This is a genomic window from Limosilactobacillus rudii (assembly GCF_014145455.1).
GTDB lineage: Bacteria > Bacillota > Bacilli > Lactobacillales > Lactobacillaceae > Limosilactobacillus > Limosilactobacillus rudii.
The window spans coordinates 34,211-49,959 of sequence record NZ_JACIVB010000063.1; the positions used below are offsets into that span (position 1 = coordinate 34,211).

General features: G+C 38.5%; 13 protein-coding genes and 1 tRNA gene. 2 read left to right on the plus strand and 12 right to left on the minus strand.

All coding sequences use genetic code 11. The annotated features are described in order from the left end of the window. Positions 1-69: 69 nt before the first annotated feature. Both H5S39_RS10775 and gap read right to left on the minus strand, forming a co-directional pair. Positions 70-1,275 (minus strand): phosphoglycerate kinase, encoded by a 1,206-nt coding sequence (locus H5S39_RS10775; RefSeq protein WP_182597072.1) that lies wholly within the window; start codon positions 1,273-1,275, stop codon positions 70-72. Between the two features lie 92 nt (positions 1,276-1,367). Then, on the minus strand, positions 1,368-2,375 hold the full coding sequence (gene gap / locus H5S39_RS10780) for a type I glyceraldehyde-3-phosphate dehydrogenase (RefSeq protein WP_182597073.1): 1,008 nt from the start codon (positions 2,373-2,375) through the stop codon (positions 1,368-1,370). Between the two features lie 266 nt (positions 2,376-2,641). Between gap and H5S39_RS10785 the strand changes: the two genes are divergently transcribed. Continuing rightward, a tRNA-Arg gene (locus H5S39_RS10785) sits at positions 2,642-2,713 on the plus strand. Between the two features lie 44 nt (positions 2,714-2,757). On the opposite strand, the gene H5S39_RS10790 is transcribed toward H5S39_RS10785, so the two are convergent. Together H5S39_RS10790 and H5S39_RS11685 are read right to left on the minus strand one after the other, a co-directional pair. Beyond that, on the minus strand, positions 2,758-3,312 hold the full coding sequence (locus tag H5S39_RS10790; RefSeq protein WP_182597074.1) for a glycosyl-4,4'-diaponeurosporenoate acyltransferase CrtO family protein: 555 nt from the start codon (positions 3,310-3,312) through the stop codon (positions 2,758-2,760). A 102-nt stretch (positions 3,313-3,414) separates the two neighbouring features. Further along, positions 3,415-3,546, minus strand: coding sequence for a hypothetical protein (locus H5S39_RS11685; protein ID WP_255505084.1), 132 nt, complete (start codon positions 3,544-3,546; stop codon positions 3,415-3,417). Between the two features lie 743 nt (positions 3,547-4,289). On the opposite strand from H5S39_RS11685, the gene clpP reads away from it, so the two are divergent. Next, positions 4,290-4,883 carry an ATP-dependent Clp endopeptidase proteolytic subunit ClpP gene (gene clpP, locus H5S39_RS10795; RefSeq protein WP_182597075.1) on the plus strand — a complete coding sequence of 198 codons (594 nt, stop codon included), beginning with the start codon at positions 4,290-4,292 and terminating at the stop codon, positions 4,881-4,883. A gap of 90 nt (positions 4,884-4,973) precedes the next feature. On the opposite strand, the gene whiA is transcribed toward clpP, so the two are convergent. From whiA to H5S39_RS10835, 8 genes are all read right to left on the minus strand, one after another. Continuing rightward, positions 4,974-5,912 carry a DNA-binding protein WhiA gene (gene whiA / locus H5S39_RS10800; protein ID WP_182597076.1) on the minus strand — a complete coding sequence of 313 codons (939 nt, stop codon included), beginning with the start codon at positions 5,910-5,912 and terminating at the stop codon, positions 4,974-4,976. Between the two features lie 15 nt (positions 5,913-5,927). Further along, positions 5,928-6,914, minus strand: coding sequence for a gluconeogenesis morphogenetic factor MgfK (gene mgfK, locus H5S39_RS10805; protein WP_182597077.1), 987 nt, complete (start codon positions 6,912-6,914; stop codon positions 5,928-5,930). Between the two features lie 15 nt (positions 6,915-6,929). Further along, positions 6,930-7,802 carry an RNase adapter RapZ gene (rapZ, locus tag H5S39_RS10810; RefSeq protein WP_182597078.1) on the minus strand — a complete coding sequence of 291 codons (873 nt, stop codon included), beginning with the start codon at positions 7,800-7,802 and terminating at the stop codon, positions 6,930-6,932. 144 nt (positions 7,803-7,946) lie between these two features. Next, complete coding sequence (locus tag H5S39_RS10815) at positions 7,947-9,278, minus strand: APC family permease (protein WP_182597194.1); 1,332 nt, start codon at positions 9,276-9,278, stop codon at positions 7,947-7,949. 245 nt (positions 9,279-9,523) lie between these two features. Next, entirely contained in the window at positions 9,524-12,400 is a 2,877-nt protein-coding gene (uvrA, locus tag H5S39_RS10820) for an excinuclease ABC subunit UvrA (protein ID WP_182597079.1), read from the minus strand. A gap of 16 nt (positions 12,401-12,416) precedes the next feature. Further along, on the minus strand, positions 12,417-14,432 hold the full coding sequence (gene uvrB / locus H5S39_RS10825; RefSeq protein WP_182597080.1) for an excinuclease ABC subunit UvrB: 2,016 nt from the start codon (positions 14,430-14,432) through the stop codon (positions 12,417-12,419). Between the two features lie 196 nt (positions 14,433-14,628). Further along, positions 14,629-14,907 carry a hypothetical protein gene (locus H5S39_RS10830; protein ID WP_182597081.1) on the minus strand — a complete coding sequence of 93 codons (279 nt, stop codon included), beginning with the start codon at positions 14,905-14,907 and terminating at the stop codon, positions 14,629-14,631. Positions 14,908-15,012: 105 nt separating this feature from the next. Then, positions 15,013-15,651 (minus strand): YfbR-like 5'-deoxynucleotidase, encoded by a 639-nt coding sequence (locus H5S39_RS10835; RefSeq protein ID WP_182597082.1) that lies wholly within the window; start codon positions 15,649-15,651, stop codon positions 15,013-15,015. Positions 15,652-15,749 lie beyond the last annotated feature (98 nt).

Sequence of the window (15,749 nt, forward strand, 5' to 3'; positions counted from 1 at the left end):
AGAGCTAAGGCTGAGAAAAATTACTTTTTCTCAGCCTCCAATGTAGATATAGTAATCTACTATTTATATTTATTTTTCAGAAATTGCAGCAATACCTGGTAATTCCTTACCTTCAAGGTATGTCAATGAAGCACCACCACCAGTTGAAATGTGGGTAAGCTTATCAGCAACACCCAATTCCTTAACAGCAGCAGTTGAGTCACCACCACCGACAATGGTAGTTGCATCTGATAATGTACCAAGGAATTTACCAATTTCTAGCGTTCCCTTAGCAAAGTTTGGCATTTCGAATACACCCATTGGTCCATTCCAAACAACCGTCTTTGCATCTTTTAGGACATTTTCAAATTCTTCAACTGACTTAGGACCAATATCAAGAGCCATCCAGCCATCATCAATGTCGCCCTCTACTACCTTGGTATTGGCATCGTTATTAAACTTATCGGCAACAACATTATCAATTGGCAATACAAGCTTATCGCCAGCCTTGTCAAGGATTTGCTTAGCAACATCAATCTTGTCTTTTTCAACAAGTGAATTACCAACTTTGATTCCCTTAGCAGCATAGAATGTATAAGCCATTCCACCACCGATGATAATCTTATCAGCCTTTTCAAGAAGGTTATCAATAACACCAATCTTGTCTGAAACCTTTGCACCACCAAGGATAGCTACAAATGGCCGTTCTGGGTTATCAACGGCGTCACCTAAGAACTTGATTTCCTTTTCCATCAAGTAACCAGCCGCAGCCTTCCCAGGCATGTTAGTTGCAATACCAACATTAGATGCATGCTTACGGTGAGCCGTACCAAAAGCATCATTTACAAATACGTCACCTAATGAAGCCCAGTACTTACCTAATTCTGGATCATTACCAGATTCACGCTTTACATATTCGCCATCCTTAACATCTTCATAACGAGTATTTTGAACAAGCAAAACATCGCCATTCTTCATGTTATCAATCGCATCTTCTAATTGCTTACCTTCAGTAACTGGAACAAATGTTACTGGCTTGTTTAACAAGTTAGAAAGGCGTTCTGCAACTGGACGCAGTGAAAGACCAGGCTTGTCTTCTTCCTTCTTAATCCGACCAAGGTGTGAGAATAAGATAGCTCGTCCGCCATGGTCAATAACATACTTAATTGTTGGCAAAGCAGCAACGATTCGATTATCATCACCAACAACGCCATCTTTAATTGGAACATTAAAGTCAACACGCATTAATACTTTTTTGCCTTCTAAAGGAAGGTCTTCAACAGTTAATTTAGCCATTGTATTATGTCTCCTCTTCTCTTGATGAAAAAAGGCGGGCGGAGTATTCCTCCTCCCACCTTAAATCAATTAATTCAACTTGTTACTTCAAATTAAAGAGTAGCAAAGTGAAGTAAAGTCCGGATCATGTTGCTAGTGAAACCATATTCGTTGTCGTACCAAGCAACAGTCTTAACTAATTGTGAACCATCGTCACCTTCCATAATTTCAGTTTGGGAAGGATCAAATACTGAACCGTATGTTGAACCAATAATATCAGTTGAAACGATTGGGTCTTCAGTGTAACCGAATGCTGGGTTAACAGCCTTCTTCATAGCGTCGTTAATTTGGTCAACAGTAACCTTCTCGTTTAAGATAGTAACAAGTTCAGTTAATGAACCATCAACAACACCAACACGTTGTGCATGACCTGAAAGCTTACCGTTTAATTCAGGAATAACTAAACCAATAGCCTTAGCAGCACCACTTGAGTGAGGAATAGTGTTTACACTTGCAGTACGGTTGTTACGCATCTTCTTACCACGAGGACCATCAAGGATAGCTTGAGTAGAAGTAAATGCGTGGATAGTAGTCATAGTACCAACCTTAACACCAAATTCGTCATTTAAGACCTTAGCCATTGGTGCCAAGCAGCTAGTAGTACATGAACCAGCTGATACGATAACATCATCCTTATTCAAAGTGTCAAGGTTAACACCAGGAACAACAGTTGGGATGTTACCAGCAGGTGCTGAAATCAATACACGCTTTGCGCCTGCGTCAATGTGTGCTTGTGACTTTTCAGCAGAAGTGTAGAAACCAGTACATTCAAGGACAAAGTCAACACCATCGTTCTTTACCCAAGGAATGTTACGAGCATCACGTTCAGCATATACAGGGTATTCCTTACCATCAACAACAATACCAGTATCAGTAGCTGAAACTTCACCAGGGAACTTACCATGAGTTGAGTCATACTTAAGTAAGTATGCCAACATGGAAGGAGTAGTCAAATCGTTGATTGCAACAACTTCAATGTCATCTGTGTTGAGTTCGTGAATCCGACGAAATGCTAAACGACCAATACGGCCAAAACCGTTAATACCAATTTTTACAGTCATACTGCAAATTCCTCCTTTAGGAAAAACATAATTAGTGTACTTGCTTAGTTTATCACATTACATCAGCATCGCAACTGTCTACCATTGTAAGTGACGCAGTGGTAAGGTCTAAGCAATATACAACTCCTACGATACTTATGATACCATCTTCAAAAAAATTGTCTATTCAATAACAGCATTTTTCTGATGTAAGCGTTATTTTGATTAAAATTTTCAAATAATGCTTGCAATTTAACAATGACTAAGATAATATAGTATCTGTTGACGCGCCCTTAGTGTAATGGATCGCACGTGAGATTCCGGTTCTCGAGATCCGAGTTCGACTCTCGGGGGGCGCATAATAATTTAAAAAGCTGGAATGTTTATCATTCCGGCTTTTTTTCTATTCACTTAAATTCTTTTTCCGCCGGGACACTTGACGATGAAGTAACTTAAGTAAACGGTAACGGTTATATCTTTGTAAAATAACAAAAGGGACCTCAATTAGACTAGCGATAATAGAGGTACAAATAAAAATTACAGGTGCCCCAAATGGAATTATTAAAATCAATGGAAGATAACTAAGTAAAAACATTATTTCATGATCTGCTTCTGCCAAAATCATTGTATGCCCAATTTGTGTTAGTGAATGCTGTTGAAGGTTATATTTAGCAGGCGCGTACGTTGGTAATAATCGTTTCCATTTTTTAACCTTTAATAGCCGATATAAATGTTGTTCCCACAATCGAACCTTAAACCACCAACTAGTATCCGTTAATTTTAAATGAGGTTCTAAAACATTTCCTACAACTAATCGCATTGTAAAGTGATAAAAAATTACTAACAGTGTAATTGCTAATTCCAATAAAAACTGACTGGAAAACAATAGATTAATCCCTACTATTAATAATAATCCCAGTCCCGACCAGACGGTGACTTGTTTCATAAAGTTTTCCATTACTATTTACCTCGTTAAATCTATTACCATTAGTGGATTATGATTTAGAGTTATCATTGTAATTAAAAAAGAGGTTGAGCTAATTCTCAACCTCTTTTTTAATTACTTTTCATCAGCTGGCTTTTCCTTAGCCCACTTACGAATAGCTTCAATCTTTTTTTCTTTTAATGCTCGCTTGTACTTAGAAGCGATTGGGCGACGGCCTTGTACGCCGTATGGGTGTGCTTTACGCATGTGAATATGCCTCCTTTAAATATTAAACGTAAATTAATTAACGTTCCAATTATACCGGGCATTGTTTTAAAAAGCAAGTCCACCTTATTAGCAAATCCGATTATGAAATACTGAAACAAAATTTTGCTTTTAATTTTAAAATATTAACTATTTTGCTAAACGATTATCTTTACCATAATTACTACTATTCCAGCAATTAATCTATACCAATTTATATATTTAAGGCGTAATTATTGATACTAAAAGGTTTTATTATTAGACCAATTGTAGTATGATACATACTGTAATCAAGAGATAATAAAACAAAGAATAATCCTGTGGAGGAATACATCATGAAAACAAATTCACTAAATATATTTAACGTTACTAATAACTGGGCAGAATTAGATAAAGAATGTGCCGCAGCTGAACTAGCATTGGTAAGTGCAAGCATCGATCAAAAATAAGATTAAAGAGTACTAACTCTTCAATAATTTATTTATATAAGCAACCGTTACGACCTTATCCTGTTTAGAATAAGGCCTTTTAATTATCAGACTTAATGATAACCATGCCATTTCAAAACAATATCACCCCATTTTAACTAACTACCTCGTTGAGGCAACTATTCGATACACTTTTATTATTATTTTTAAATTTTTGGTTAAAACATTTGACCTTTTTTGACCAATCGAGTATAGTATTATTATCCGTTAGCATAGAAGGCTAACGAGTGCTAATTTATATAAGGAGGCCAACACACTATGAACTTAGTTCCTACTGTCATTGAGCAATCATCCCGTGGTGAACGTGCCTATGACATTTACTCACGGCTTCTGAAGGATCGGATTATTATGCTTTCTGGTCCAATCGAAGACGAAATGGCAAACTCAATTGTTGCGCAGCTTTTATTCCTAGATGCGCAAGACTCAACTAAAGATATTTACTTATACATTAACTCACCTGGTGGGGTTGTTACCTCAGGAATGGCTATCTACGACACAATGAACTTCATCAAAGCAGATGTTCAAACAATTGTTATCGGAATGGCCGCCTCAATGGCTAGTGTATTAGTATCTTCTGGTGCAAAAGGTAAGCGTTTTGGTTTACCTCACTCTCAAGTACTAATTCACCAACCATCTGGTGGCGCTCAAGGTCAGCAAACTGAAATTGAAATTGCTGCTACTGAAATTCTGAAGACGCGTAAGATGCTAAACAACATCTTAGCCAAGAATTCTGGTCAACCAATTGAGAAGATTCAGGCTGACACTGAACGTGACCATTACTTAACCGCTCAAGAGGCCGTTGACTATGGCTTGCTTGATGGTGTAATGGAAAATAATTCTAAATTAAAGTAATTAGTTAATTCGATTTTCCAAAAATTAACTAATTACCAAAAACGAAAAGCTAGATAAGCGTATCATACTGCCTATCTAGCTTTTCTTTTTTTATTTTGCATGTGATGTCCGTAATTCATCTGCATACGCATTCAATTTACGTAAACGGTGATTTACCCCAGACTTGGAAATTGGCCCTCCTGGTACTAACTCACCTAATTCTTTTAAGCTAACTTCTTGATGAGCCAACCGCGTTTCAGCAATTTCACGCAATTTATCAGGTAAACTACTTAAGCCAACTTGCGAATCAATAAATTCAATATTCTCAATTTGCCGTGTTGACGCATTAGCAATCTTATTCAAATTAGCATTCTCACAATTTACCAATCGATTGACTGAGTTACGCATATCCCGTACTATGCGGATATTTTCAAACTGAAGCATGGAATTAGTTGCCCCAATCAATGACATAAAGTTAGCAATTTTTTCTGCCTCTTTAAGGTAAACAATAAATCCACTCCGCCGCCCGGTTGTCTGGGCATTTAGACCAAATTTATTCATCATTTGTGCAATCATTTCATTATGTTCTTCATATAGTGAATAAATTTCTAGGTGGTAACGAGAGGTTTCCGGATTATTTACCGAGCCACCAGCAAGAAATGCCCCCCGCAGGTAAGAGCGAACCATCCATTCATCTTTCAATAGTTCAACCGGCACTTGTTCTTTAATTTGAAAATTTTGTAAGATTCCTAAATCATCTAGTACATATTGAGCGTGGTAACGTAATCGAACAATATATTGATTATTCTTTTTTAACTTCATTTTTCGCCGTACGACAATTTCACTTTCAACTTCATAAAACTGCTTTAAAAGCGAATATATTCGTCGGGCAATTGCTGGATTCTCAGTCTGGACATTTAGCACTAGCTGATGACCGGCAATACCAATAGCACCATTCATTCGAATTAGTGCCATTAATTCAGCTTTAGCATTATCACGGTGAACTTTAATTCCCGTAAGTTCCTTTTTTACTTCACTTGCATATGACATTTCTTGCCCACCTCCTTACTCATGTACTTGGTGAAGTCGATTCATTAGTTCCGCAACTACTTTATCACGATCATGAAATGCACCATTATCTTTTAACCGTAAAAAGTTAGAACTAATTACTCGACATCCCTGCTCACGTAATCCTTGAAAATCATGCTTAACCGGCTGTGAGATTTCGTTCCATTCTTGAAAATCAAGGTAATTTTCTGGAACTGGCTGGATGTTTACCAATACTGTATCAATAAAGTTCTTCCCAAGATGTCCATTAAGTACTCGAACATGATCTGCATCCGTAAAGTTATCTGTCTCACCCTTCTGCGTCATAATATTGCAAATATAGATTACTTCGGCTTTGCTTTCACAAACTGCTTGTCCGACTTCAGAGATCATCAGGTTCGGCAAAATACTCGTGAATAAACTGCCAGGTCCAATAACAATTTGATCGGCTTCTTTTATTGCCGTTAAAACCTCTGATACAGGATGTGCTTGGTGCCCATCATTATCGACAGAAGGAGTCACCCATACCCGTTTAATTTGCTTATGAGCTGCTGTAATTTCTGATTCCCCACTTAACTTAGTGCCATCAGTAAATTCAGCATTTAAGGTTAAAGGCTCGTTAGCTACTGGATAAATATGACCTCTAATCTTCATCATCGTCGATAATTCTTGAACTGCGGTAAAAATTCCACCCTTCATTTCTGACAAAGCAGAAATAATCAAATTACCAATTGCATGCCCTGCAAAGAATTGATCACTACTATTGAAGCGATATTGAAAGATATTCAGTTCAAGATCTGGCAATTCTGATAACGCAACTAATACATTACGAATATCACCAGGTGGGACAACATTAATATAATCCCGTAAAATTCCTGATGAACCACCATCATCTGCAACCGTTACGACAGCAGTAACATCAGCATTTTGATCACGTAACCCACGTAAAACAACCGGTAATCCGGTTCCTCCGCCAATTACAACAATCTTTGGTTTATGCAGCATAATTAAAACTCCTCTTTATTTTGCCTTATCAATATCGCGATGGTATGTATTTATCTTGTAACCATCTGATTTTAAATCAGCTGATATCTTATTGGCGATTGTCACTGACCGATGCTGACCACCTGTACAACCAATAGCAACCGTCAAACTACTTTTTCCTTCACGAATATAACCAGGAAGCGCAATTTGTAGTAATGATTGTAAATGCTGATAAAATTCTTGCGCCAGCGGACTTTCCATGACATAATCCTGCACCGCTTTATCATTACCGGTCAAATGCTTCAGTTCTGGAATATAAAATGGGTTGGGAAGGAAACGAACATCCATAACAATATCGGCATCTAATGGCAAACCATATTTGAACCCGAATGACATTACTTCAACATAAAAATTACTACCTTCACCATGACCAAAGAGCTTGTTTATTCGCAATTTAAGGTTACGCGGCGTCACAGTGGTCGTATCAATAACGACATCCGCTTGACTCTTAAGGTCCGCTGAAAGTTTCCGTTCTAACTCTACCCCATCAAGGATCCGGCCATGTGGGGAAAGCGGATGCGCCCGTCGCGTTTCCTTATACCGTGAAATTAACGTAACATCATTAGCATCAAGGAAAAGAAGCTTAACATCTAAGTCAGTCCGTTCCTTTAACTTTTCTAAATTTGGTAAAACCTCATCATAGAATCCCCGCGATCGGGTATCCATAACCATTGCAATCTTATTAAATTCACCAGAATCCTTAATCACGTTAATAAACTTACTAGCCAGGCTTGGAAGCATATTGTCAATTACAAAATAACCTAAATCTTCCAAACTATGGACAGCAACAGTCTTACCAGCCCCGCTCATCCCCGTAATTATTACTACTTTTAACTTAGGATCGGCCATTATTAATCCCCTTTCTTCCTTACAGCTACCCACCTATTTTACCATATCAACCCGGGCGTGTCTTAATTGATTAAAAATAGAAGCGTGACAACAGTCAATTACGACTTCATTTTCACGCTCCTATTATAAATTTTTAATTAGCTATCATTTCATCCGCCGTTGATCCATTTGCTTAACAATGTAAAGGATCGGCAACCCAACAATGACAATTCCAACAAAGAGAAGAACACCCGCTGGATCATTCAACAGTTCACTTATTAACACAAAAATACCACCCGCAATTGCGACAATTGGTACAAGAGGATATAACGGCGTACTAAATGGACGAGGCCCCTTATTCTTCCGTCGTAGGATAAAGATTCCAAAGAAAGCCAATAAGTAGAAACAATAAACCGTAAAGACACAAAGATCTGATAAATGATCAGGATCAAAGAAACACATCATCACAGTTGCCAATACAATAATGAAGATGGTAGCAACAACAGGTGATTTACCTTTTGGCGTAATGTAAGCCAGATAACGTGAAAAAGGTAGGTCACGGCGTCGTGCCATTGCGTAGACGATCCGCGGAAAAGTAATCATCTTCCCATTTAGCGTTCCCATCATTGAAATAATGATTCCGGCCGATAATAATTTACCACCGATTGTTCCAAAGGCCTTAACGGCTAAATAAGCAGTCGCATTTTCACCCAGCCGATGAATTGTATTAGCCGGAAGAAACTTCAAAATACCAACAGTGATTAACGTATAAATAATTAAAACCGCGGTAATCCCGAAAATAATTGCCTTTGGCAGCAGTTTTTGAGGGTTCTTCATTTCACCACCAAGGTTAGCAATCAAAATCCAACCATCATAACCAAATAAAGTTGCCAGGACAGCAACACCAAATCCACCAGTTGCCTGGTGAATTTCTGTAACCGTCTGCCCAAAAGCGTTTTGATGTCCCCAAAATAAGCCAAAGATAATAATTGCAGCAATCGGAATCATCTTCCCAGCAGTCGTAATAATCGAAAAAATAGCCCCAACTTTATTCTCAAATAAGTTCATAACCCCAATTGCAACAACTGTAATCACAGCTAATGGAATTCGCCACTCAGTCCCTAGGCCAAAGAAATTTGCCATTAAGATACTCATAAAGCCAGCAACTGAAGCAATGATCGCCGGGCCATAAACAATTACCTGCATCCAGCCAGCAAGAAAGCCTAATAATCGGCCATAAATATTTTCAATATATACATACAATCCCCCAGTGTATGGCATTTGAGCCCCAATTTCGGCAATTGTCAGTCCGCCAGTTAGGGTAATAATTCCCCCAAATACCCAAGCCGCAATTGCCAAAGTTGAAGTTCCAGCACTATCTAAAACTGATCCCTGCTTAAAGAAGATTCCTGATCCTATTATGGTTCCAATAACAATTGAAATTGCGGACCAGAATCCAAGCGACCTTTTTAATTCATCTGCTGGTTGTTGATTCATCATCATTCCTCCATTCTAAAGATTAGGCCAAATAAAAACCCAGGTCTTTTATATTAATCATCCGAACTTGCCAAATGATTAAAAGGACCCGGGTATATTTAAACCTGTCTATGGGTACACTAAAATCACTCAGCCTTAATAGAACTAGAGGCTGAGGAGGAAGAAAGTTGTTGTTGTTTATTCAATCGTAGCATTTGTTTTCCTCTTTTCGTGTACATAATTTTTATTAGAATACCATTAGAAGATTAAGATTGCAACTTCTTTTTATTTTTTGTTGCCCGTTCTAAAGCCCGCTTCTGATCTCGCGCCAGCATTTCTTTAAGGTAGCGGCCTGTATAACTTTCTTTTACTTCTGCAACACTTTCAGGGGTTCCTGTTGCAACAACGTTACCACCTTCAGCGCCACCTTCTGGGCCAAGATCAATCAACCAATCAGCCGATTTAACAACATCTAAATCGTGCTCAATAACCAAAACGGTATTACCCGCATCAACTAATCGCTGAAGGACGGCGAGAAGTCGTTTTATATCATCCATATGCAATCCGGTTGTTGGTTCATCTAAAATATAGAAACTCTTACCGTGAGATTGGCGGTGTAGTTCAGCAGCTAATTTCATTCGTTGAGCCTCACCACCAGATAGTGTTGTTGCTGGTTGGCCAAGATGAACATAACCTAACCCAACATCTTCAATTGTTTGGAGCTTTCGCTTAATTTTGGGAATTGCACTAAAGAACTTGAGAGCCTCAGAAACAGTCATATTGAGCACTTGAGAAATATTCTTTCCCTTATATTCAACTTCAAGTGTCTCAGAGTTATAACGAGTGCCATGGCATACTTCACAAGGAACATATACATCAGGCAAGAAATTCATTTCAATCTTAATGATTCCATCACCATGACATGCTTCACAACGACCGCCTTTTACATTAAAGCTGAATCGCCCCTTAGTATAACCACGCATTTTCGCCTGATTAGTTTGCGCAAATAACTCACGAATATCGTCAAACACCCCAGTATATGTAGCCGGATTACTTCGCGGTGTCCGGCCGATTGGTGACTGATCAATATTAATTACTTTTTCAATATTCTTGATCCCGCTAATTGATTTGTATTTACCTGGTTTAGCGGAATTATTATTTAATTTTTGCGCTAAAACACGTTTTAAAATCAGATTAACAAGTGTTGATTTACCAGAACCAGAAACTCCTGTCACACAGATAAACTTACCAAGGGGAAAATCTACGTTAATATTTTTTAGATTATTTGCAGCTGCTCCCTTAAGCGAAATCTTTTTACCATTACCCTTTCGACGTTCCTGTGGTACTTCAATGAATTTTTTACCAGAAAGATACTGTCCAGTAAGTGACTTTCGTGAACGCATAATCTGCTTTGGCGTTCCAGCTGCCATCACCTGTCCACCATTTTCACCGGCCCCAGGACCAATATCAATAATATAATCAGCAGCACGCATCGTATCTTCATCATGCTCAACCACAATCAACGTATTGCCAAGGTCCCGCATCGCTTTTAATGACGAAATTAACCGGTCATTATCTCGCTGGTGGAGTCCAATTGATGGCTCATCTAATACATACATTACCCCTGATAAATTTGAGCCAATTTGGGTTGCCAATCGAATTCGCTGTGCTTCACCACCAGAAAGCGTACGTGCAGACCGACTAAGCGTCAAATATTCAACACCAACATTCTTCATAAATGTTAACCGGTCAATAATTTCCTTTAGGATCGGCTTAGCTATTTGCTGGTGTTGATCCGATAATTGAATAGTCTTAAAAAACTCAAGTGATTCACTGATCGGTAATGCAGAAACTTCACCAATATTTTTACCGTCAATTTTTACGGCTAATGCTCGTTGATTCAAACGATATCCATGACAAACTGGGCATGGCAGTTCCGTCATGTATTTTCGCATTTGCTCACGGGTAAAATCAGAATTAGTTTCCCGATAACGGCGAGCAATATTATTAATGACACCTTCAAACGGAACATCGACATCGCGAACACCGCCAAAATCATTTTCGTAGTGAAAGTGGAATGTTTTATCGCCATTTCCATAAAGGACTTGCTGCTGTTGCTTTTTTGGTAATTTATCAAATGGTGTATCCATCGCAATTCCTGCAGACGCACAAAATTGTTCTAGTAATTGTGGATAATACTGCGAAGAAATTGGATTCCACGGAACAATTGCTCCTTCTTTCAACGTTTTGGTAGGATCAGGTACTACTAGATCAACATCCACTTCTAATTTTAGGCCTAATCCCTCACACTCTGGACAAGCTCCAGTTGGGGCATTGAATGAAAATAACCGTGGTTCTAATTCACCAACTGTAAAGCCACAGATTGGACAAGCATATTGCTCTGAAAAAGGAATCGGCTCACCACCAATAACATCGGCAATTGCGTACCCTTTACTTAGTCGAAGAGCCGCCTCAAATGAATCAAATAATCGCGACCTTACACCATCCTTAATAATGATCCGGTCAATGACAACATTAACCGTATGCTTTTTATTTTTATCCAATGCTGGTACTTCATCAAGGTCATATGTTTCGCCATCAACTTGCACTCTGACAAAACCTTCACGTTTAATCGTCTCGAAAATCTTCTTTTGCGTGCCCTTTTTTCCGCGAACAATTGGGGACAGGATTTGCAGACGGGTCCGCTCTGGTAATTCAAGAACCCGGTCAACCATTTGTTCTGGCGATTGACTGGTAATCGGGATATTATCATTGGGACAAATTGGCGTTCCTACCCGTGCCCATAGCAGACGTAAAAAGTCATTGATTTCTGTAACAGTTCCAACAGTTGAACGCGGATTATGTGAAGTTGTCTTTTGATCGATGGAAATTGCTGGTGAAAGTCCATCAATCGAATCTACGTCGGGCTTATCCATTTGTCCTAAAAATTGACGAGCATATGCCGATAAACTCTCTACATAGCGTCGCTGTCCTTCCGCATAGAGAGTATCAAACGCTAAGGAGCTTTTTCCAGAGCCTGAAAGTCCGGTTACAACAACAAGTTTATTTTTAGGAATCGTTACATCAATATTTTTTAGGTTATGTGCACGGGCACCGTGAATTGTAATCTTATCATTTGCCACGAATTAATCCCTCCCTTTATTTTTTAGCTTGTGACTTTAATTCCATAATTGTATCACGAAGAGTAGCTGCCTGCTCAAAGTCTAAGCGCTTAGCTGCTGACCGCATTTGTTCTGTTAATTCATCAAGCATATTTCTCTGGGCATTTTTATCCAGCTTTGCAAAATCCTTATCCGTAAACTCGGCACTAGTGTCTTCTTTTTCGTCGTCCGCAACCTTTTTAGTAACTGAAATTGCTTCTTGAATTGGCTTGATTATCGTATGCGGAGTAATATGATGCTCTTCATTATATTTCATTTGAATCGTCCGCCGTCGTTTTGTCTCATCAATCGCTTTTTGCATTGAATCGGTCACCGTATCGGCATACATAATAACGGCACCGTTCTCATTACGAGCTGCCCGACCAATTGTTTGGATCAACGATCGCTCATTTCTTAAGAAACCTTCCTTATCAGCATCTAGGATTGCTACTAGTGACACTTCAGGAACATCTAATCCCTCCCGCAACAAGTTAATTCCAACGAGAACATCAAACTTGCCTAATCGTAAGTCGCGAATGATCTGTGTCCGTTCAAGAGTCTTAATATCACTATGAAGGTACTTGACCTTTAATCCCATATCCTTTAAATAATCAGTCAAATCTTCAGACATTTTCTTTGTCAGTGTTGTAACGAAGACCCGTTCATTTCGCTCAATTCGCTTATTAATTTCACCAACGAGGTCGTCAATTTGTCCCATTACTGGCCGCACTTCAATCGTTGGATCAAGAAGTCCTGTTGGTCGAATGATCTGCTGAGCAACATGATCAGTCTGCTCCATTTCATAAGGTCCTGGAGTAGCTGACATATACACGACTTGATTAACGTGCTGTTCAAACTCTGGAAGCTTTAATGGCCGATTATCTAGGGCACTTGGTAAACGAAAGCCATAATCAATTAGCATCTGCTTTCGTGCACGATCACCATTATACATTCCACGTACCTGCGGCATTGTTTGGTGAGATTCATCAACAACTAACAAAAAATCTTTAGGGAAGAAATCAAGAAGCGTATATGGTGGCTCACCAGGTTTTCGTCCATCCATATATCGCGAATAGTTTTCAATTCCGTTGGTATAACCCATCTCACGCATCATTTCAATATCGTAAGTTGTCCGTTGCTGAATTCGCTCAGCTTCCAGAAGTTTTCCTGCATCGGTAAACTTCTTGACCTGTTTTCTCATATCATTTTCAATTTGTGGAAGAGCGCGGTCCATTACTTCTTCGTTAGTCATAAAGTGGGTTGCGGGGAAAATCGAAACATGATCACGATCACCGACCACCTCACCAGTTAAGGCATCAACCTCACGGATACGATCAATCTCATCCCCAAAAAATTCAATTCTTAAGGCTCGCTCATCACGGGAGGCCGGGAAAATTTCAACTACATCTCCCCGTACTCGGAATCGACCACGCTGAAAATCAATATCATTACGGTCAAATTGAATATTAACAAGATCAGTTAATAAGCGATCACGCCCAATCTCTTGACCAACCCGTAGTGAAAGAACACTATTCTGATATTCCCGCGGGTCACCTAATCCGAAGATACTAGACACTGAAGCGACAACAATCACATCATTTCTTTCTAATAATGAGGTTGTTGCTGAATGGCGCAATTTATCAATCTCATCATTAATTGAAGCATCCTTTTCAATATAGGTATCACTAGAAGGAACATACGCTTCTGGTTGGTAATAATCATAGTATGAAACAAAATATTCAACTGCATTATGAGGGAAGAATTTTTTCATTTCCCCATAAAGCTGTCCAGCAAGCGTCTTGTTATGGGAGAGAATTAACGTCGGCTTATTAACATTAGCGATTACATTTGATATCGTAAATGTTTTCCCTGTTCCCGTTGCTCCTAATAGAATCTGAGCTTTTTCATTTGCTTCAATTCCCTTAGTCAATTGTGCAATTGCCTGGGGTTGGTCGCCCGTTGGCTGATAATCTGATACTAATTCAAACTTCTTATCTGGTTGCCGGTATATCACAGTAAAGGTCCTCCCTCACAAAAATTTTGGACAAAAGAAAATGGAATCGCAAACACAAAAGTACCGCGTCCCACTTATATTATTACCCTGTTATTTACTGTTATAAGTTTATCACCCAAACATGCATTCGTCTATAAATTTACTAGATAAAAATAAGGAGAATAATTGGACTCCTCCAACAATTCTCCTTAATCTTTTAATTAGTTTGTCGTCTATAACCAAAGTAAAATTGGAAACCAGCTGCAATAACGTTAATCCAATTGAGGCAAATAAACCATGGTACGATGTTAGCACTGCCCAAGTGTGTTACACCATAAAATACACTAAAGCCGCCGATAATTGCGACTATATTTATCCAGGCACAAATCCGTCGCATTACAATATCTTTAGGGCGACTTAATATCCAAAAAATATCAACAATTAACCATAATACTAAAATTGAAAACGTTCCTGTAAACATACTAGACGTAAACATTTTTGCCGCCTCCCTTTACTTTGTTAACTTTTACCTTCTATCTTTATTATAAGAAAGCGTTTGCAAAAAGCAAGCATTAAGTAAAAAGAGAACATTATAAACTAATTATCGTTGAATTATTTGGGTTGTCACAATGGCAAGCTGATTTTTTGCATTACCGTCCGCATTATCCTTTAATAACTCGGGTAAAATCTTTTTTAAGAAATATTGGACACTTGCCATATCCCGAAAATCCATAATTGCTGTCAAACTTGACTTATAAATATCCATATAAACCGGTTCAGGATTTCCCTTTTGAATTTCACCAAATGATTCATACATTAAGTCAATCTTGTCTGCTACCGATAAAATTTTTCCTTCAAGTGTTTCGTCTTTTCCCTCAGCAAATCGACGTTCATAGGCTTTACGAAACTCAGCAGGAATCTCTGATTGAATAAAATTCTCTATCAAAGATTTGTCAACTCGTGCGAGCATTGACCGTAATTCAGGAGTAGCGTATTTTACTGGAGTCTTAATATCACCAATAAACCGCTCGGTATAATCATGATTAAGAGCTTTTTCATATAAAGATCGCCAGTCGATTTCATTGCCAGCCTGTTCTTCAATATCGCCCAGCATTTGTGCCGCTTGAGTCACTTTAAAAGAGTGCGCTGCCACATTATGTTCTTCAAACTTAAAATAGCCTGGGGCCCGATTAATCATTTCCAGATCACTTAAACTTTTTAAATACTCATGCATTCCCATGGTGAACTCCTCCCAAAATAGTTAATTTTTACAATCATACAATTTTTCTAGAGAAATTCAAGAAAAATCTTTAAGTAACGTCACTTATAACCAGTAAT

Excerpts from the sequence above, each read along its gene's own strand:
- H5S39_RS10775 (WP_182597072.1), bottom strand. The coding sequence starts at position 1,275 with ATGGCTAAATTAACTGTTGAAGACCTTCCTTTAGAAGGCAAAAAAGTA.
- gap (WP_182597073.1), bottom strand. The coding sequence starts at position 2,375 with ATGACTGTAAAAATTGGTATTAACGGTTTTGGCCGTATTGGTCGTTTA.
- H5S39_RS10790 (WP_182597074.1), bottom strand. The coding sequence starts at position 3,312 with ATGGAAAACTTTATGAAACAAGTCACCGTCTGGTCGGGACTGGGATTA.
- H5S39_RS11685 (WP_255505084.1), bottom strand. The coding sequence starts at position 3,546 with ATGCGTAAAGCACACCCATACGGCGTACAAGGCCGTCGCCCAATCGCT.
- clpP (WP_182597075.1), top strand. The coding sequence starts at position 4,290 with ATGAACTTAGTTCCTACTGTCATTGAGCAATCATCCCGTGGTGAACGT.
- whiA (WP_182597076.1), bottom strand. The coding sequence starts at position 5,912 with ATGTCATATGCAAGTGAAGTAAAAAAGGAACTTACGGGAATTAAAGTT.
- mgfK (WP_182597077.1), bottom strand. The coding sequence starts at position 6,914 with ATGCTGCATAAACCAAAGATTGTTGTAATTGGCGGAGGAACCGGATTA.
- rapZ (WP_182597078.1), bottom strand. The coding sequence starts at position 7,802 with ATGGCCGATCCTAAGTTAAAAGTAGTAATAATTACGGGGATGAGCGGG.
- H5S39_RS10815 (WP_182597194.1), bottom strand. The coding sequence starts at position 9,278 with ATGAATCAACAACCAGCAGATGAATTAAAAAGGTCGCTTGGATTCTGG.
- H5S39_RS10830 (WP_182597081.1), bottom strand. The coding sequence starts at position 14,907 with ATGTTTACGTCTAGTATGTTTACAGGAACGTTTTCAATTTTAGTATTA.
- H5S39_RS10835 (WP_182597082.1), bottom strand. The coding sequence starts at position 15,651 with ATGGGAATGCATGAGTATTTAAAAAGTTTAAGTGATCTGGAAATGATT.